This is a genomic window from Pararhizobium sp. A13, from assembly GCF_040126305.1.
In the GTDB taxonomy this organism is placed as follows: domain Bacteria; phylum Pseudomonadota; class Alphaproteobacteria; order Rhizobiales; family Rhizobiaceae; genus Pararhizobium.
In genome coordinates, this window is record NZ_CP149510.1 from 1,966,124 (window position 1) to 1,984,739 (window position 18,616).

The window sequence follows — 18,616 nt, forward strand, 5'->3', positions numbered from 1 at the left end:
CGAAACGACGCATGTCGTTGCACTATAACGGGAAAAAGCCGGGTGGGAACCGCTTTTTATTAGCCGGGACAAAAGGGGGGCGGCGGCCCGTGTTGCCCACTCCCCAAGCCGCTGATAGGCGCTTATGGTGATTGCTGTTTTGGAAATCGGAAAAATACGCATGAAAACACCCATCATCGACATCATTGCCGAAAATCCTGAACCGGAGCACCGCGCAGCAATCGTTGCGCCACTGGAGGCGTACAACGAGGCGAGCAAGGGGGCCGTCGAGGACAAGGCGGATTTCGCGATCCTGCTCCGTGAACCGGACACGGGCAAGGTCGTCGGCGGGCTGTATGGCATCGACGGCTACGGCTGGGCCTTCGTGAAATATCTTGCGATACCGGATCAGTATCGCGGCCAGGGCCTTGGTTCTCGCTTGATCCAGGAGGCTGAGAATATCGCTCGTGCCCGCGGCTATCTCGGCGTCTGGCTGGATACCTTCGAATTTCAGGCCAAGCCTTTTTATGAAAAGCTTGGCTACCAGGTGTTCGGCGAGCTCGAAGGCGGGCCGAACGCCATTCCCCGATATTTCCTGAAAAAACGGTTCTCCTGAGGGTGGCGCTTAATACTGGTACTCAGTGAAAACCGGATCGACCGAGCCGTTCCAGCGGCCGTTGTAGAGCGATAGCAGGTCCTCGGCGAGCGTTGCCTTCTTTGCCAGCACCTCGTCGAGCGGCGCGAGAAAGATGCTCTCATCGACCTCGTCGCTGTTCAGCCGGTTGCGGTTCTTCAGGCCAAGACGGGAGATCGAGAGGACTTCACGGGCAATGTCGAACAGCGATGTGCCCTTGTGTTTGGCCGCAAGCGCCTGTGCCGGCACGGCGTCGCGCATGGCGATCGTATCCTCGTAGGTCCAGGAGCGGGTCAGGTCTTCGGCCGCGTCAAGCGCTGCGTCGTCGTAGAGCAGGCCGACCCAGAAGGCCGGCAGCGCACAGATGCGGCGCCATGGACCGCCGTCGGCGCCGCGCATTTCGAGGAAGCGCTTCAGCCGCACATCGGGGAACAGCGTCGAAAGATGGTTGGTCCAATCGCCCATATTGGGCTCCCAGTCGGCCAGTTCCCCCTTCAGGGCGCCGTTCATGAACTGGCGGAAGGTGACGTGCGTACAGTCATGGTAGTGGCCGTCGCGCACGACGAAATACATCGGCACGTCGAGCGCCCATTTGACATAGTCTTCGAAGCCGAAATCCGCGTTGAAGGCGACTGGCAGAACACCGGCGCGCTGGTTGTCGGTGTCGCGCCAGATATTGCCGCGCCAGGAGAGCAATCCGTTCGGCTTGCCGTCGGTGAAGGGCGAGCTTGCAAACAGTGCCGTCGACAGCGGCTGCAGCTTCAGCGACACCTGCATCTTGCGGCGCATGTCGTCTTCGGAGGAGAAGTCGAGATTCACCTGGATCGTGCACGTGCGATACATCATGTCGAGCCCTTGGGTGCCGACCTTCGGCATGTAGCGGCTCATGATGTCGTAGCGGGATTTCGGCATGTGCGGCGTCTCAGTAAAGGTCCATTTCGGTGAACCGCCGATGCCGAGGAAACGGATGCCGAGCGGCTCCGCGATTTCGCGCAACACGGCGAGGTGCTGGTTGGATTCCTTGCAGGTCTGGTGCAGGTTTTCGAGCGGTGCGCCCGAAAGCTCGAACTGACCGCCGGGCTCCAGCGAGATCGCGCCCTGGCCGGATTGTTCGGCAAGGCCGATGATGTTGCCGGCGTCGATGATCGGTTCCCAGCCGCTTTTCTCAGCCATGCCGTTCAGAAGCGCCGAGATGCTGGCCTCGCCGAAATAGGGGACTGGGCTGTTGTCGGCCTTGAAGAAGGCGAACTTCTCATGCTCCGTCCCGATGCGGAACCGTTCCTTCGGCTTGTTGCCCTGAGCCAGGTATTCGGTCAGGTCTGCGACGGAGCTAGCCGGCGTCTGGTCGGTGGTGTCTCTGGCCATGGGCGTCTTCTTTTGAACAGGCGGAACCTGCCGGGCGGCAGATGTCAGGAGGGTGATTGAACCGGATTGAGGTGGCGTGCAAGTGAAATTGTTTCAAGGCCGGTTCAAATTTTCAACACCTTATCGGCACCGAAATGACACAGCCGCTACTGCCAGTCGCCGATGGTCGCCTGGATCACCGCCATGGCGGCGACGGCGGCCGTATCGGCCCGGAGGATACGCGGTCCGAGCGGAATAGCGGTGACGAAATCGCGGCTGCGCAGCAAGCTGCGCTCGGCATCGGAGAAGCCGCCTTCGGGCCCGATCAGCAGGGCCAGTTTGCGCTCCTTTACGCCGGCCAGAACCGGCAGCGGATTTTGCCCGGCATCTCCCTCGTCGCAGAAAATGATGCGCCGGTCTTCCGGCCAGGTCGCCAGAACGTCTTCCAGTTTGCGCGGCTCCGCCACCTGCGGAATGCCGAGCACGCCGCATTGCTCGACCGCCTCGATGACATTGGCCCGGACCCGGTCCATGTTGCTGATCTTGCCCTGCACATGCTGGGTCATCACCGGTTGCAGCAGGCCGGCGCCCATCTCGACGGCCTTCTGCACGAGATAGTCGAGCCTGCCGACCTTCAACGGCGCGAACAGATACTGCAGATCGCACGGGGCGGGCTGTGGCCGCGTCTGCTCGGTCGCGGTCAAGAGCAGGCGTTTCTTGCTCGGAAAGGAAAGCTCCGCCCGCCACTCGCCATCGCGGCCATTGAAAACGAGAACGGCATCGCCCTCTTCGAAGCGCAGCACGTTGACGAGGTAGTTGAACTGTTCCTTGCCGGCTTCGTAAACGGCGCCGGTGGCGAGCGGCGCGTCGATGAAGAGCCGCTGCATGCGGAAATTGGCGCGCATGTCGTATCCTTTAGATGAAAAGCGCCGCGAGGACGCAGTAGACGGCTGCCGAAAGCAGCGCCGAAACGGGGACGGTGATGACCCATGCGCCGACGATCGTCATGAAATGCGATCGCCGCACCAGCCGTCGCCGGTGCAACTCTTCAGGACTGTGTTCGACGTATCGCTCGAAGTCCGCGTGTCCGGTCTTGCGGCGAACATATTCAAGGCGCCGCCTCGAATTGCGGGTGTACCATTCGCGGAAGAAGCCGATGCCGAAAACGGCGCCGACAGCGGTGTGCGTGGTGGACACGGGCAGTCCGAGCGTCGTTGCCAGTATGACGGTGATCGCCGTTGCCAAGGCAACGCAGAAGGCGCGCATCGGGTTGAGCCTGGTGATCTCTTCGCCGACGACATGGATCAGCTTCGGCCCGAACAGAAGCAGCCCGCAGGAGATACCGAAAGCTCCGATCAGCATGACCCACAGCGGCACATGGGTTGTCTGCAGGATAGCCAGGCCGTTAACGTTTGCCACGATCCCCGAAAGCGGCCCGACGGCGTTGGAAACGTCGTTCGCCCCATGGGCAAAGGATAAAAGTGCGGCCGACAGGATCAGCGGCATCCGGAACAGCTTGCGCAGCGACTGGTTGCGGTTGTCGAGCCCTTGCGCCTGACGGACGATCCATGGCCTGCAGGCAAGAACGGTGGCGGCGGTCACGGCCAAGCCTATGAGGATGCCGTTCGTCAGCGAAATAGTGACGACTTTTTCCAGCCCGATCACCGCAAAATAGGTGGCGAAGGAGCCGGTCATCGTGGCGATCAGAATGGGGGTCCAGAAGATCGCCGCGTCGACCTTGTCTTCGCGGTAGATGATGAAGGTCTTGATGAAGGCAAGGAGCAGCGCCGCGATGCCGCCGCCCAGGATGGGCGAAACCATCCAGCTTGCCGTTATTCCCGCAAGCGATACCCAGTGGACGGCGGAAATGCCTGCAGCCGCGACACCGGATCCGAGAATACTTCCGACGATCGAATGGGTGGTTGAAATCGGTGCGCTGGACCATGTCGCGATGTTGATCCAGACTGCGGCTGAAATCAGCGCCGCCATCATCACCCAGACGAAGGAAAGGCCCGTCGGCATTTGGGCCGCATCGACAATGCCGGCCTCGATGGTGGAGACGACGCGGCCGCCGGCAAACACGGCGCCTGCGATCTCGAAGATGGCGGCGATGACAAGCGCCATCGTCATGCTAATCGCTTTGGATCCGACCGCCGCGCCGACATTGTTGGTGACGTCGTTGGCGCCGATATTCATCGCCATGTAGCCGGCGACAGCGGCGGCGGCAATGATGATTAGGTAACCCGGCTGCTCGGACACATAGGCAGCGGCAAAAATCATGCTGACGACAAGGAAGAGAATTCCAAGGCCAACGCCCGCCCATGGCTTCAGGACATGCTGCGTGGCCTGTTCAGTGAGGGTTACCTTGTCCAGATATTCGTCGAGCGTTGGTTTTTCCAGGCGCGGGCGCGGCTTTGCCACCGTCGATTCTCCAGTTCATGCCGCCGAGGCGTTAGAAAGCGTAGCGATATCAGGCGTAGCTCGTGCCAAGCTATCCATGTGATGTCGGGAGCTTATCGCGCCACGGCCTGCGGGGCAGGGTTCATGGTGGCAAGCAGACGCTGTTCAAAGCTCAGAATAATATCCCTGAGCATCGGCTCGGCGACGCGGCTGGCGCCTTCTGCGAAGCTTACCCATTCCATCTTCCGGCTGCCTTTTTCCGGGAAGTTCTTCAGCATGTCCAGGACGACCAGGGGGTAGACCTGGACCATGCACTCGATTTTCAGGCCGTGGTCCATGGCCTTGTCGTACATGTAGAAGCCGATCCGTTCCGCGCCGGCTTCGCCCTTGACACCAGCTTCTTCATAGGCTTCGCGTGCGGCAGCTTCATGACATAGCTTGCCTTCCATCGGCCAGCCCTTGGGGATGACCCAGCGACCGGTGTCGCGGCTGGTGATGAGCAGCATTTCCGGCACCGCGCTCTTCTTCTTGAATCGATAGCACAGTGCGGCGCATTGCATTCTCACCGGACGGCGAAACATCAGGCGGACGTCTGCGGCTATGCGATTCAGAATGTTCAACGTCGGTGCATCCTTTCAAAACAAAGAATCAATCAATCTGCAATATCGCTCGAGTATGCTCGCTTTATGCGGCCTGTAAACGCACAGATTTTATGAAACACATATAGTATTCGCGGCGCCCCTAATGAAGGGGGCGGAGGCGCGGAAGACGGGCAATTTAGTGGGATTGCGCTGCCAAAATGTGCCGTTCGCGCCCTTTTAGAGTATCTTTGCGGCATTGGCGAGATGCCCACAGAAATTATTTAGAGGTCGTTCGCATCGCCATCGCGACCGGCAAAGCCTTTGACTGACGGCCCCCCGTTTTGACGTTCCCGTTGCTGTTGTCTCAGTTGCGAAATGCGGGCCCATTCCCCCGTCCGTTCCGCCTCGCGCGTCGCCATGATGATGAAGTCGATATGGGCCTGCGCCGCCTCCCGGGCCGCCTGCGCATTGCCGGCCATGATGGCCTCGTAGATGGCTTCGTGCTGGGCGAGCAACTTGTCACCCGCGCCGGGGGCGGCAAACAGCACCTCGCGGCTGAAGAAGATGCCGCCGCTCAGCAGCCGGTAGCAGGCCCTCAACGTATGCAGCAGGATGATGTTGTGGGCCGCTTCGCCGATGGCGCTGTGCAGTTCGACATCGGTCTTCAGCCCGCCTTCCGCGGAGCCCACGAGATGCGCGGCGCGCATCTCTTCCATGATGTGCGTCAGCATTTCCCTGTCGAAGCGGGTGGCGCGCCGTGCGGCAAACTCCGCCGTCATGCCCTCCAGTTCGCGGCGATATTCGAGATAGTCCTGCGTCGCCTTCTCGTGCCGGCCAATCAGTTCGATCACCGGTTTGGAAAAGATCTGGCCGATGACATCCGCGACAAAGGTACCGCCGCCGTGATGGCTGACGAGCAGTCCGCGTGCTTCCAGTTCCTTCAGCGCCTCCCGTAAAATGGGCCGGGAGACGTCGAATCGGCGCGACAACTCCCTTTCGCTCGGCAGCCGTTCGCCATCGCGCAACACGCCTTCGAGAATCAGGAGTTCGATTTGGTGGATGATTTCGGCGGATGTCCGGCTGTGAGGGATGCGGGCATAGGCATCAATGGTGTCGTCGGTCACGGCGGCTCTCCTTGCCGTCAATCTAGTCATCTGCGCCAAAGTGGTCAATTTCTTTAGCCACTTTGTGAAAATGCTGTCGGGGACAAAGTTGCAGCTGCGTCAAAGCGTCCTTTCCCTTTTGCTCGACCTGTTGATAAGAGGGTTCTGATTGACGCGTGAGAGGGGAAAACGCTTCATGGCCAAGGGTAGTTTTGCATTTCCGTCGGCACCGGCCCGGGCGCAGGCGTTGGGCGAGATCCACGCGCGTCCGTATGCGCTGGTGACATCGCCGCGCGTCATCTTCCAGCTTGCTTTCATGACGGATGGCGGCTCTGGCGTCGATCATGCCGTCCTCTCGGAATTGTCCCGCGCCCGCGGCGTCTCGCCGCCGAGCCGCGATGCCAACCACCATGCCGTGTCGTGGGGGCAGGGCACGCTGCGCTGGGAGCGGCATACCGAATTCTCGACCTATTTCTGGGACGGCGTCATTCCCGACCGTTTCGGCGGGGAAGTGACCACCCACCCGTTCGGCGATGGTTTTTCCCCGCCAGGAAGCCTGATTTCCGGCATCCGCCTCGAGATCCGGCCGGATACGGAAGAGACCCGCGCGGCGATGAGCGCATTCGACCCGACCAGCCTCTGTTACAGCGACGTCAAGAACGGCCAGGCCGTCGTGCTGACCGATTTCCGCCAGAACGGTGACGGCCTGACGCAGATCCTCGTCATCGACCGGGGCATGACGGAGGCGGGAACCGGCGCGCTGGTGCAGCGGCTGCTCGACATCGAGACCTACCGGACGCTCGCCATGCTCGGCCTGCCTTTGGCGCAATCGCTGTCGCCGGATATCCGCCGCATCGAGGACGGGCTGACCGGCGTCACCCAGAAGATGCGCGGCAGCGTCCGCGAAAAGGCCGATGAGATGCTCGCCGAGATCACGCTGCTCGCGGCCGAACTGGAGGCGGGCGCAGCACTCAGTCTCTACCGGTTCGGCGCTAGCCGTGCCTATTACGGCATCGTCCAAGAGCGTATCCGCTCGCTGACGGAAACCGGCGTGCCGGGTTACGAAACCCTCGGCACCTTCCTCGAAAGGCGACTGGCGCCCGCCATGCGCACCTGTCAGTCGGTCGAAGAACGCCAGGCCAACCTGTCGCGCAAGCTGACGCGCGCCACCGCTCTGCTCAGAAGCTGGGTCGATGTCGAACTCGAACGGCAAAACAGCGTTCTGCTCAACTCCATGGACCGGCGCGCCAAGCTGCAACTGCGCCTGCAGCAGACCGTCGAAGGCCTGTCGGTCGCCGCCATTTCCTATTACATCGTCGGCCTGTTCGGCTATCTCGCCAAGGCCTTGGAAAGCGAGGGCCTGCCGGTGAAATCCAGCGTGCTCACCGGCTTCTTCGTGCCCGTCGCCGTGATTTCCATGTGGCTCATCGTCCGCTCGATCCGCAAACACCATGCAGACGAAGACCGGGAAATCCTTTAAGTCTGAGGCCATATCGAAAAGATTCGGTCTGTTCAAAACCATGGCGAAAGCGGCAAAGAAGGCGAAACTGGACAAGGATGGGCTGACGGTGCTCGGCCTTGAAAGGCTCGTCCAGATCGCGCTGGATGAAGCGGCGCTCAATCCCTCCTTCAAGAAGCGCTTGAATGCGGCGCTTGCCGGCATTGGCGGCGCTGCGGGCATGGCCAAGCTGATCGACAGCCGCCTGACGATGCTCGAAAAATCGCGCACACGCATCCGCTGGCAGAAGGAGCGCGCCTTCGGCAACGATCTGGAAAGCATCTCGGCCAGCATTGTCAAGGAGTTCGGCGCCGTCGATCCAGGCATGGCGCTGGAGCGACTGATCCGCTTCGTGTTCGGCTACGAGGGAATTGCCGAGCGTGTCAACGATTCCAGCGGCCGCATTGCCGGAATTTACGGTCAGGCCTGCGAAGCAGCCGGGCGATTGGCGCAGGCGATGTCCGCCGAAAAGCAGGCACAGATCCCCGTGCTGATCACGCCGGCACTCGGTGGGATGGACTACCATGGCTTCAAGACGCTGCTCGCGGTGCGGGTCGCCGCCGTGCTGCCGCCGGACGTGCTTAAAGTATGGGACGAAACGCTTGCCGCGGCTATGGAAATACCGGCTGGAACGTCCTTTCTGCCCGCCGTCGTTTATGTGCGCCGCGCCATTGCCGATGCGCGCGGCGATCTTGATGCCTATGTGGCAATCGAGGAAGCCCTGCCGGAACCTTTGCGCGAACCGACCATCATCGCCGAACGACTCCATGCTGCGGGCCGCTATGCGGAGGCGTTGATCTGGGTTCGCAAACACCGCAAATCCCGCATCGGCTTTGCCCGCCGCGCCGATATCCTGAGAGGCGATATGAAGCCGCTCCCGGATAAGGAACGGCTGGAGGCCGCCATTCTCGACGGTCTGAAGGATCGTTCCGCTTCGCAGGCGCTGCGCTGGAAGGTGTTCGAGCAAGGGCTCGACGCCGGCATGCTGCGGGAATACATCGCCAAGGCCGGTGATTTCGAGGAATTCGAGGCGCTCGACAAGGCCTTTGCTTTCGTGGAAGTGCACCCCAGTCCCCATGCTGCGCTGCGGTTCTATCTGGCATGGCCAAGGCTCGATCTCGCTGCGCGCTATGTCGTCGCAAGAGCCGACGCCTGGGAGGGGGAGTTTTATGAATTTCTTCGGCCCGCTGCCGAGGCCTTCGAAGAGGACCATCCGGCTGCCGCAACCGTTCTCTACCGGGCCCTGCTCGACCGCATCATCGGCAGAGGCCTGTCTGAGGCCTATGGGTACGGTGCTGACTATCTTGCAACGCTCTCGGCGCTCGCCGCGCGCCCCGGTGGCAATGACGGATTGATGCCCCATGATGCCTTTGTCGCCGGCTTGCGAAAGGAGCACGGCCGCAAATATGGCTTCTGGGAGCTTGTCCCGCCGGAAATTATCGCTCCCAATAGGGCTGCGGCCCGTAAAGCCCGGCAAGATAATCGATGAACAGGCGGACCTTGGCCGGCAGGAATTGGCGGCTTGGGTAGAGGGCGGAGACGAAGAGATTGCTGGAGCCTTCCCAGGCTGGCAGGACCTGCAGGAGCCGTCCCGACTTCAGGTCGCCGCCGATGTCCCATGTCGAGCGCAGGGCAATACCCGCGCCGGAGAGCACGGCTTCGCGCACGACTTCCGACGAATTGGTGATCAGCCGGCCCTGCGGCTTGTAGCTCAGCGCCCCCTGCCGGCTTTCCAGCTTCCAGGTGTCGTGGTTATGCTGGCGCAGGCAGACATGCCGGCCGAGATCATCGACGGTTTCCGGTATGCCGTAGCGCTCGATATAGGCGGGCGAGGCGCAGAGGATACGCCGCACCGGCACCAGTTTTCGTGCCACGAGGCTGGAATCGTCGAGTTCGCCGATGCGGATGGCCAGATCGAAACCTTCCGCGACGATGTCGGTGAAGTCGTCGGATAGGACGATGTTGACGACAAGCTCGGTATGCATCTCGATGAAGCGGGCCAGATGCGGCGCGACATGCATGCGGCCGAAAGAGGTCGGTGCCGTGACCCGAAGTGTTCCTTGCGGCTGACCGGAGCGGCCGGAGGCGAAGGCTTCGGCATCCTCGACGCCGGCGAGGACGCCGAGCACGCGATCGTAAAAACCTTGTCCCGCTTCGGTGAGCGAAATCTGCCGCGTCGTTCGCTGCAGCAACCGCGTGCCGAGCCGGTCTTCCAGCCGCTTGATCCGCTTGGAAATGACGGCAGGCGAAAAGCCGAGCGCTCGGCCGGCGGCCGACATGCTGCCCGTCAATACGACGCGGGTGAAGACTTCGAGATCGCCCAGGTTTGTCATCAATCTTGACCATTGTTTCGAAAACGGAAAAACTGATTAACATTTGCTGCGTCGTGACGGTAGTGGTAAAGAAAAAATACCAATTTCGCATCAAGGACGAGCCGGGAGGCCGAAATGCCTGAGACCATCGCCTTTCTGGAACCGAAGCAAAGCGTCCTTTCCCGCCGCGCAGCCATCATCGAGGACCTCGCGGACCTCCTGCCGCCCGACTGCCTGATCAGTGAGAGGCGCGGGCTGGTGCCCTTCGAAACGGATGCTTTCATCGCCTATCGCCAGGTTCCGCTTGCCGTTGCCTTGCCGGAAACGACGGCGCAGGTGGCGGCGGTCTTGAGATATTGCAGCCGCTACGGCATCCCCGTCGTGCCGCGTGGGGCCGGCACATCGCTGTCCGGCGGTGCGATCCCGCAGGCGGATGCGGTGGTGATCGGCCTGTCGAAGATGTCGCGCATCCTCGATATCGATTTTGCCAACCGCACGGCCACGGTTCAGGCTGGCGTCACCAACCTTAATATTTCCGAGACTGTCTCGGCTGATGGCTTCTTTTATGCGCCGGACCCGAGCTCGCAGCTTGCCTGCACCATCGGCGGCAATATCGGCATGAATTCCGGCGGCGCCCATTGCCTGAAATACGGTGTGACGACCAACAATCTGCTCGGCGTGAAGATGGTGCTGTTCGACGGAACCGTGATCGAGCTCGGCGGCAAGGCGCTGGATGCGCCGGGCTATGACCTGCTCGGCCTCGTCTGTGGCTCCGAAGGCCAGCTCGGCATCGTGACCGAGGCGACGGTGCGGTTGATCGCCAAGCCGGAAGGCGCGCGACCGGTCCTTTTCGGCTTCCCTTCCTCGGAAGAAGCCGGTTCCTGCGTCGCCGAAGTCATCGGTTCCGGTATCATCCCGGTCGCCATCGAATTCATGGACAAGCCGGCCATCAGCATCTGCGAGGCCTTCGCGCATGCAGGCTATCCGATGGACGTCGAAGCGTTGCTGATCGTCGAGGTCGAGGGCTCGGAAGCCGAGATGGAGGCGATGCTTTCGAACATCATCGAGATCGCCCGCCGCCATGGTGTCTCGACGATCAAGGAGAGCCAGTCGGCAACAGAGGCGGCGCTGATCTGGAAGGGCCGCAAGTCAGCCTTCGGCGCCACCGGCCGCATCGCCGACTATATCTGCATGGACGGCACGGTGCCGCTCGGCCAGCTCTCCTATGTACTGAAGAAAACCAGCGAGATCATCGACGGATATGGCCTGCGCGTCGCCAACGTCTTCCACGCCGGCGACGGCAACATGCATCCGCTCATTCTCTACAACATCAACGATCCGGAAGATGCCGCGCGCGCGGAAGCTGCGGGCAATGATATCCTCAAGCTCTGCGTCGATGCCGGCGGCTGCCTTACCGGCGAACATGGCGTCGGTATCGAAAAACGCGACCTGATGCTGCATCAGTTCAGCCAGGCCGACCTCGACCAGCAGATGGCCGCCCGCGCCGCCTTCGACCCGCAATGGATCATGAACCCGTCCAAGGTCTTTCCGCTCGAAGGGCGTCCTGCCGCATGATCCCGATATTCGAGCCGGAAACCGAAACGGAAGCGGCCGGTATCGTCGCGACCATTGCCCGCAATGACCTGACGCTGAAGATAGAAGGTGGCGGAACGCGCTCCGGCCTGGGCAATCCGGTGGCTGCTGACCGGCTCCTCTCGACGCGAAAACTGTCGGGGGTCGTTTCGTATAATCCGGCCGAGATGACCATGACGGCAAAGGCCGGAACGCTGGTCGCCGAGATCGAGGCAATGCTTCTTGAAAACCGCCAGACGCTCGCCTTCGAACCGCTTGACTATCGCGGCGTCATGGCAACCACGGGTGAGCCGACGATCGGCGGCGTCTTCGCCACCAACGCCTCCGGCCCCCGCCGTCTCGTGGCGGGTGCGGCACGAGACCACCTGCTCGGTATCCGGTTCGCCAATGGGGCAGGGGAGGTCATCAAGTCCGGTGGCAGGGTGATGAAGAACGTCACCGGGCTCGATCTCGTCAAGCTGCTCTGTGGTTCGCACGGCACTTTGGGGCTTCTGACGGAGGTCACGTTCAAGGTTCTGCCGCTGCAGCCAGCCTCGGCAACGATCGTCCTGTCCGGGCTCGATGATGCCGAAGCAGCAACGGCCATGGCACGGGCAATGGCTCTGCCGGTCGAGGTTTCGGGTGCTGCGCATCTGCCGGAAACCGTCCGCTCGCGTTTTCTCGGCGGCGGTCTTCCGGATGGCCCGGCAACGGCGTTGCGGATTGAAGGCTTGGCGGCCTCTGTCACCGGCCGCCGCGAAAAGCTCGTTGCCGCCTTCGCATCGATCGCGCCCGTTGCCGTTCTCGACCGTGAGGCGACAACATCGCTCTGGCGGGAAATCCGCGATGTCAAACCCTATGCGGATGGAACGCAAAAACCGCTCTGGCGCGTCTCCGTCGCCCCCTCCGCAGGCCAGCAACTGGTCGCGGCCCTCCGACTGGAAGCGGGCGTCGATGCCTTCTACGACTGGCAAGGCGGTCTCGTCTGGCTGCGCATGGAAGCCGACGCCGAGGCAGATCTGCTGCGCCGTTACGTCAAGGGTATCGGTGGCGGACACGCGACGCTGGTGCGGGTTTCGGATGCAGTTCGCGCGACGACGCCGGCATTCGAACCGGAAGCTCCGTCGGTCGCCGCGCTGTCGGCACGATTGAAGCATAAGTTCGATCCCAAGGGGATTTTCAATCCGGGGAAGATGAGTTTTTGAGTATGACCCGCGTCCCGAATACCCCCCTCTGTCACTTCGTGACATCTTCCCCTCAAGGGGGGAGGTCGTGCTTTTCCCATGCGGCGTTTGCAAGGGAGGGCCAAAGCATGCGGCCAATCTCCCCCCTTGAGGGGGAGATGTCCCAGGGGGGCAGAGGGGGGTATGCCGCCGCAAACTCGGAGCCCTGCGCCTGATGCAAACCAACTTCACCGCCGCCCAGCTCGCAGACCCGCATGTCGCCGAATCGGAATCGATCCTGCGCAAATGCGTGCATTGCGGCTTCTGCACCGCCACCTGTCCGACCTATGTGACGCTCGGCAACGAGCTCGATAGCCCGCGCGGGCGCATCTACCTGATCAAGGACATGCTGGAAAACGGCCGCCCGGCGGACGAGGAAGTGGTCACCCATATCGACCGCTGCCTCTCCTGCCTTGCCTGCATGACCACCTGTCCGTCCGGCGTGAACTATATGCATCTGGTCGATCACGCCCGTGTCCACATCGAAAACACCTACAAGAGGCCTCTGAAGGACCGGCTGGTGCGCGCGGCGCTGGCTGCGGTCCTGCCCTATCCCTCACGCTTCCGGCTGGCACTCAAGGCAGCCCGGCTCGGCCGGCCCCTTGCGGGACTGATGAAGCGGGTGCCGTTCCTGAAGACCTTCGGCGTCATGCTCGATCTGGCGCCGCGCGACCTCGCTCCGCCATCGGGTGCTGCGCAGCCGGGTGTCAGGGTGGCGACCGCCGAACGCCGAGGGCGGGTGGCGATCCTGACCGGCTGCGCCCAGCCAGTTCTGAAGCCGGAAATCAACGAGGCGGCGATCCGGCTTCTGACGCGGCTCGGTGTCGAGGTCGTGGTGCCGGAAGGCGAGGGCTGTTGCGGAGCGCTCGTCCATCACATGGGTCGCGAAGAACAGGCGCTTGTCTCTGCCCGCCGCAATGTCGATGTCTGGATCAACGCGGCGGAGGAAGGCGGGCTGGACGCGATCATCATCACCGCCTCGGGCTGCGGCACGACGATCAAGGATTACGGCCATATGCTGCGCCTCGATCCGGCCTATGCTGAAAAAGCCGCCCGCGTCTCGGCGCTGGCAAAGGACATCACCGAATACCTGGCGAGCCTCGATCTGCCGCGGCAGGAAGCGAGGAACATGACCGTCGCTTACCATTCGGCCTGCTCGATGCAGCATGGCCAGAAGATCACCACGGCGCCGAAGCTGCTTTTGAAAAATGCCGGGTTCACGGTCCGCGACCCTGCCGAAGGCCATCTCTGTTGCGGCTCGGCCGGAACCTACAACATCCTGCAGCCGGAGATTTCGGCAACGCTGAAAGCGCGCAAGGTGAAGAATATCGAAGCGACCAAGGCCGACTTCATCGCCACCGGCAATGTCGGCTGCATCACCCAGATCGCCACCGGCACAAGGATGCCGATCCTGCACACGGTGGAACTGCTCGACTGGGCCTATGGCGGTGAAAAACCGGCCTTGCTTCAGAAGTGAAACGAGACGCCGAGGTTGACCGCATTGGTGATGATGTCGGTCTTCAGGCGGGCGCCGCTGTCGATCGGCACGTCGACGAAGGAATAGTTGCCCTTGTACTCGCCGAAAACCGACCAGCGCTCAGAAATCTGGTAGGTAATGCCCGCCTGTGCCTGAAGCGTCACGCCACCGAATTCATAGTCGAATGTTCTGCCGGAGGGGCGAGTGACCTCGACATGCGGTACGTTGATGCCGACACCGGCCCCGACATACGGCGTCCATTTCCGGTCAGGCTGCTGGAAGCGGTAGATGCCGTTGAGGGTGAGCAGGTTCAGCCCGTCGGTAAATTCGAAATGGGTCCATCCCGGTGTCTTGTCGAATGTTTCGTCATCGGCATAGACCTTTGCATGCGTGTAGTCGATCGACAGGCCGAGATTCGACCTGCCGAGGTCGGTCAGCCACCAGGTGCCGCGCACGCCGTAATACGGCGGTGACTTGAAGGAATTGCCTTCCCATCCCGCGGTAAAATCTGTGCCGTCCGATACCGTCACGTCACTGTGTGGCGCCGTCTGATAGCCCCCGTAAACCGAGATTTGCAAATCCTCCGCGCTGGCGGAACCGGTCGCAATGCTTGCAAAAGCAATGATCGCAGAGAAAACGGCTGCCGTCCGTCCGGTATTGAAGCGCATGTCGATCCCCAGGCAATTCCAATCCGGAAAAGCCGTATATTTTCGGGGCAACAGGCGTATGACAGGTCTGAACGGGCGAAATAAAAAAGCGCCCGCTAAACGCGGACGCTTTCGATGTCGACATTGCTGAGTGATCAGCCGCCGAAGATGGTGCGCAGGATATCCACGCCGCGATCGTCATAGGAAACATCACCCTGCTTGTTGCCGGGGCCGATGACGATGACCTTGGTGCCGATGTCGGCACGTTCGTAGAGATGTTCGACATCCTTGTTCATCATGCGGATGCAGCCCGAAGACATGTTCTGGCCGATCGTCCAGGGCTGATTGGTGCCGTGGATGCGAAATCCGGAATCGCTCTTGCCCTTGTAGAGATAGAGCGCCCGGGCGCCGAGCGGATTGTCGATGCCGCCTTCCTGATAGGCCGGAAGGATGCGGCCCTTCTTGCGTTCGCGGATGATCATTTCCGGCGGTGGTGTCCAGCCCGGCCACTCCGCCTTGCGCTGCACCTTGACGACGCCCGACCAGCCGAAGCCCTCGCGACCGACGCCGATGCCATAGCGGGTCGCCTTGTTCGGGCCCTCGATATAATAAAGGTACTTGTTGTTGGTATCGACGATGATCGTGCCCGGCGCCTCGTCGGTACTCAGCCGCACCTTGGTGCGCCAGAACTGCTTCGCCGGTTTCTTCTCCATCGCCACCAGCGTGACATCCGATGTGGACTTCACGGTTTCGGCCTGTCCCGGCATGAAAGCCGAAGCGCTCGGCGCGCCAAATGTAACAGCGGCCGCAAAACCGATTGCGGCCAATGTCTGCAAGGCATATTTCATCGACAAGATTCCCTCTCCAGCCCTAAGCTGCGAAACGCTATTCAATATCGCGTTTTACGCAAGTCTAACGGGTCTTGGATAGAGTAAATGTGATCGACACAAGTGTAACCGCGGGTACCCCTGTTGCCGAAAGGCCACGTTCAGGCCGTTCGGCAGGTAAGCGGAGGCTTAAATCACGATGACCTTGGTGCCGATTTTCACGCGTTCATAGAGATCGACGACATCCTCGTTACGCATGCGGATGCAGCCGGACGAGACGGCAAAGCCGATCGTCCAGGGCGCGTTGGTGCCGTGGATGCGGTAGAGCGTCGAGCCGAGATACATGGCGCGGGCCCCGAGCGGATTGGCCGGGCCGCCCTCCATGCTGGCAGGCAGATAATGCCCCTTTACCGCCTCGCGCGCGATCATCTCGGACGGCGGCGTCCAGACCGGCCATTCGGACTTGCGCGTCACCTTGTGGACGCCGGCCCATTCGAAGCCCGGCTTGCCGACGCCGACGCCGTAACGCCGCGCTTGCCCATCGCCGGTGACGAGATAGAGGAAACGGCTGTTGGTATCGATGACGATCGTACCCGGCCTTTCCTTCGTTTCATAAGCAACCGTCTGTGGCAGGAACTGCGGATCGAGCTGGCGCTGCGCCGGCTTCTGTGCCCGCGTCATCGCCACCGGCTGCGCAACGGCGGCGCCGGAGCGCTTGACACGGCGCTGGAACAGATACTGTTTTCGGGTGGCGCGCTCGCTCTGAACGTCTATAAGGCGCTGCTGACGGTAGACGACCGGCTGCACGCTGCCGCCGAGCTGGGTCACCCAGGGCGCGGTGAGGTCAGGGCTGATGACGACCGGCGGGCGGTTCTGATAGCGGTCTTGCGCGTCCGCAAGACTGGAAAATGCCACGAACAGGGACGTGGCAAGGATCAGGGTTTTCTTCATCATCGGACGGACTCGCTACCTTTCGCCGGGACTGTCTCATAGCTCCGCCGTCCGCAGGGTGGGCGGAAGGCGGGCGGGATATGAACGCCAAGAGGCTTGGCGGAATTTGGCGATGGTGGCACCGGGCGACGACCGAATGGTAAATGTCGGTTCATTAAAAGGCATTCGGCGGGGTAAAGCTTTGGGTAGGGTTATTGCCTGCTTTAGGACTATGGTTGGCAAATGGTAAAGCACGGAAAAACAGGGAGAAACGCGTGACAGCAAGGGGAATCATCACCGGCGCGGACGGCCTCGAGCGCTGCGCCTGGCATGCCAATCTGGAGGATTACCAGCGTTATCATGACGAAGAGTGGGGTAGGCCGATGGCCAACGATATCCGGCTGTTCGAGAAGATTTGCCTCGAAGGGTTCCAGTCCGGCCTATCCTGGCTGACCATCCTCAGAAAGCGTGAAGCCTTCCGCGCCGCCTTCGCCGGCTTCGATTTCGATGTGGTCGCCAAATTCGGCGATGCCGATATCGAGCGCTGTCTTGCCGACCCCGGCATCGTCCGCCATCGCGGCAAGATCGTCTCGACGGTCAACAATGCGAAGCGGGCGCAGGAATTGAGATCCGAGTTCGGCACGCTCGCCCGTTATTTCTGGAGCCATGAGCCGGGTGCGAACGAGCGCCCGAAGGTCGTCACCTACGAGGCGATCGCCGCCAATCCGACGACGCCAACGTCACTTTCAATATCGAAGGATTTGAAAAAACGCGGCTGGACCTTCGTCGGCCCGACCACGGTCTATGCCTTCATGCAGGCGATGGGACTGGTCAACGACCATATCGAGGGGTGCTATTTCCGGGCAAAGGTCGAGCAGTTGCGCGCGTCATTCGCGCGCCCATGAAATATTACCGGGCCTTGCGTCAGTACGTTGGCGCCGCTGGCCTGTTGTTCATGTAAAGAAGCACCGCACCGAAGATCACCAGCATCGCGCCGATCACAAGCCATTCCTTGTTATCGGACATACGGCTCCCGGTAATGATATTGGAACCTTGCAACATCCAGAGTCCGCCGAGCAATATGACGAAGATGCCGGCGATATTCTTGAAGATCTTCATGACGTCCTCCCACCCACGCACCGAAATTATGTGCCCGCGGCGGATTTCGGTCAATGTGGCGCGAATGGGCTGTCGAACAGGCGCCGGAGACAAACTCCGGCGCCGCTCTTCATTTGAACTGAGGATCAGCCGCCGTTCCTGGCGAGCCACTCCGTCATCATCCTGATCTCCCCTTCCTGGGCGGAAATGATGCCTTCGGCGAGTTTGCGCAGTTCTGCATCCTTGCCGTATTCAAGCTCGATCTTCGCCATGTCGATCGCGCCCTGGTGATGGGCGATCATGCCGCGCACGAAGTCGGCATCCGTATTGCCGCTGAAGGCGATGTCCATACCTTCATGCATCTTCGCATTGGCCTCGGCAAAGGCCTTGCTGGATGGACCTGTATCGCCCTTCGGCTCGCTCATGCCTTGCATGGACCCGTGATTGCTATGGTCCATCTCCTGCGCGGCGAGGGGAAAGGTGAAGGTAAGGGCCAGCATCGCGGCCATAATGGGTCTCAGAGACATCCTGTGCTCTCTTTCATTTCTGCAATTCGTGACGTGCGGAGGTTGTCCGCGTTCAGGAAACCGAGAGGAATGTCTTGGGAGGCGGGAATTGCGGCTCGAGGGCGGTTGCCCGCAGCGACTTCTGCGGCCGCGGACGGATGATCGCGTTGGCAAATTCGTCGCGGTCGAGACCGTGGCTGTCGAGGACGATTGCGAAACAGGCCGCGCAGAGCAGCGGATGCACCGTCTGCGCATGATGATCGCAGTTTTTCGCGTCCGCCGCGCAGTGATACTGATCAGATGTCGCGGATGCGCCATGATCTGCGGATACGCCTGCGTGATGCATCGTCACCATACCGCCCAGATCCTGCACCCGGGCAAGCGATGCCGTCCAGCCGCTGATCAGGGCACAGAAAAGGGCGGTGATGAGGATGACGGCGCGCATGGTCGTCAAGATAGGAGTGCGGCTGACCAAAGAAAAGACC

Annotated in this window: 19 protein-coding genes; 7 read left to right on the plus strand and 12 right to left on the minus strand. The window is 61.4% G+C overall.

Annotated elements, in window-relative coordinates; genetic code table 11:
• The first annotated feature begins 160 nt into the window (after window positions 1–160).
• Window positions 161–595: a GNAT family N-acetyltransferase gene (locus WI754_RS09485; RefSeq protein ID WP_349437442.1), complete on the plus strand. Its 435-nt coding sequence runs from the start codon at window positions 161–163 to the stop codon at window positions 593–595.
• A gap of 9 nt (window positions 596–604) precedes the next feature.
• On the opposite strand, the gene WI754_RS09490 is transcribed toward WI754_RS09485, so the two are convergent.
• The 5 genes from WI754_RS09490 to WI754_RS09510 all read right to left on the minus strand — a co-directional run bounded on the left by WI754_RS09490 (window position 605) and on the right by WI754_RS09510 (window position 6,092).
• Window positions 605–1,978 carry a glutamate--cysteine ligase gene (locus WI754_RS09490; protein ID WP_349437444.1) on the minus strand — a complete coding sequence of 458 codons (1,374 nt, stop codon included), beginning with the start codon at window positions 1,976–1,978 and terminating at the stop codon, window positions 605–607.
• A gap of 146 nt (window positions 1,979–2,124) precedes the next feature.
• Entirely contained in the window at window positions 2,125–2,862 is a 738-nt protein-coding gene (locus WI754_RS09495) for a 16S rRNA (uracil(1498)-N(3))-methyltransferase (RefSeq protein ID WP_349437445.1), read from the minus strand.
• A gap of 10 nt (window positions 2,863–2,872) precedes the next feature.
• Complete coding sequence (locus WI754_RS09500) at window positions 2,873–4,378, minus strand: inorganic phosphate transporter (RefSeq protein ID WP_349437447.1); 1,506 nt, start codon at window positions 4,376–4,378, stop codon at window positions 2,873–2,875.
• A gap of 92 nt (window positions 4,379–4,470) precedes the next feature.
• Window positions 4,471–4,977: an NUDIX hydrolase gene (locus WI754_RS09505; protein ID WP_349437449.1), complete on the minus strand. Its 507-nt coding sequence runs from the start codon at window positions 4,975–4,977 to the stop codon at window positions 4,471–4,473.
• 242 nt (window positions 4,978–5,219) lie between these two features.
• Complete coding sequence (locus tag WI754_RS09510; protein WP_349437780.1) at window positions 5,220–6,092, minus strand: FadR/GntR family transcriptional regulator; 873 nt, start codon at window positions 6,090–6,092, stop codon at window positions 5,220–5,222.
• A gap of 145 nt (window positions 6,093–6,237) precedes the next feature.
• Between WI754_RS09510 and WI754_RS09515 the strand changes: the two genes are divergently transcribed.
• Entirely contained in the window at window positions 6,238–7,521 is a 1,284-nt protein-coding gene (locus WI754_RS09515; protein ID WP_349437451.1) for a DUF3422 family protein, read from the plus strand.
• A 40-nt stretch (window positions 7,522–7,561) separates the two neighbouring features.
• The gene (locus WI754_RS09520; protein ID WP_349437453.1) at window positions 7,562–9,028 is read left to right on the plus strand and encodes a DUF6880 family protein; all 1,467 of its coding nucleotides are present in this window, start codon (window positions 7,562–7,564) and stop codon (window positions 9,026–9,028) included.
• Here WI754_RS09520 and WI754_RS09525 read toward each other — a convergent pair.
• A complete protein-coding gene (locus tag WI754_RS09525; protein ID WP_349437454.1) occupies window positions 8,976–9,872 on the minus strand; it encodes a LysR family transcriptional regulator in 897 nt (298 codons plus the stop codon). The genes WI754_RS09520 and WI754_RS09525 overlap by 53 nt on opposite strands.
• A gap of 114 nt (window positions 9,873–9,986) precedes the next feature.
• Between WI754_RS09525 and WI754_RS09530 the strand changes: the two genes are divergently transcribed.
• The 3 genes from WI754_RS09530 to glcF all read left to right on the plus strand — a co-directional run bounded on the left by WI754_RS09530 (window position 9,987) and on the right by glcF (window position 14,123).
• Entirely contained in the window at window positions 9,987–11,426 is a 1,440-nt protein-coding gene (locus WI754_RS09530; RefSeq protein WP_349437456.1) for an FAD-linked oxidase C-terminal domain-containing protein, read from the plus strand.
• Complete coding sequence (locus WI754_RS09535; RefSeq protein ID WP_349437458.1) at window positions 11,423–12,628, plus strand: FAD-binding protein; 1,206 nt, start codon at window positions 11,423–11,425, stop codon at window positions 12,626–12,628. Before WI754_RS09530 ends, WI754_RS09535 begins: the two co-directional genes overlap by 4 nt.
• A 193-nt stretch (window positions 12,629–12,821) precedes the next feature.
• Entirely contained in the window at window positions 12,822–14,123 is a 1,302-nt protein-coding gene (gene glcF / locus WI754_RS09540) for a glycolate oxidase subunit GlcF (protein WP_349437459.1), read from the plus strand.
• On the opposite strand, the gene WI754_RS09545 is transcribed toward glcF, so the two are convergent.
• The 3 genes from WI754_RS09545 to WI754_RS09555 form a co-directional block, all read right to left on the minus strand.
• Entirely contained in the window at window positions 14,114–14,791 is a 678-nt protein-coding gene (locus tag WI754_RS09545) for an outer membrane beta-barrel protein (protein WP_349437460.1), read from the minus strand. The genes glcF and WI754_RS09545 overlap by 10 nt on opposite strands.
• A 134-nt stretch (window positions 14,792–14,925) precedes the next feature.
• A complete protein-coding gene (locus tag WI754_RS09550) occupies window positions 14,926–15,618 on the minus strand; it encodes a L,D-transpeptidase (protein ID WP_349437462.1) in 693 nt (230 codons plus the stop codon).
• A 168-nt stretch (window positions 15,619–15,786) separates the two neighbouring features.
• A complete protein-coding gene (locus WI754_RS09555; protein WP_349437464.1) occupies window positions 15,787–16,551 on the minus strand; it encodes a L,D-transpeptidase in 765 nt (254 codons plus the stop codon).
• Window positions 16,552–16,802: 251 nt separating this feature from the next.
• On the opposite strand from WI754_RS09555, the gene WI754_RS09560 reads away from it, so the two are divergent.
• Window positions 16,803–17,432 (plus strand): DNA-3-methyladenine glycosylase I, encoded by a 630-nt coding sequence (locus WI754_RS09560; protein ID WP_349437465.1) that lies wholly within the window; start codon window positions 16,803–16,805, stop codon window positions 17,430–17,432.
• 19 nt (window positions 17,433–17,451) lie between these two features.
• On the opposite strand, the gene WI754_RS09565 is transcribed toward WI754_RS09560, so the two are convergent.
• The 3 genes from WI754_RS09565 to WI754_RS09575 form a co-directional block, all read right to left on the minus strand.
• A complete protein-coding gene (locus tag WI754_RS09565; protein WP_349437467.1) occupies window positions 17,452–17,646 on the minus strand; it encodes a hypothetical protein in 195 nt (64 codons plus the stop codon).
• Between the two features lie 125 nt (window positions 17,647–17,771).
• The gene (locus tag WI754_RS09570) at window positions 17,772–18,152 is read right to left on the minus strand and encodes a DUF305 domain-containing protein (protein WP_349437469.1); all 381 of its coding nucleotides are present in this window, start codon (window positions 18,150–18,152) and stop codon (window positions 17,772–17,774) included.
• Between the two features lie 52 nt (window positions 18,153–18,204).
• Window positions 18,205–18,585 carry a hypothetical protein gene (locus tag WI754_RS09575; protein WP_349437471.1) on the minus strand — a complete coding sequence of 127 codons (381 nt, stop codon included), beginning with the start codon at window positions 18,583–18,585 and terminating at the stop codon, window positions 18,205–18,207.
• Window positions 18,586–18,616 lie beyond the last annotated feature (31 nt).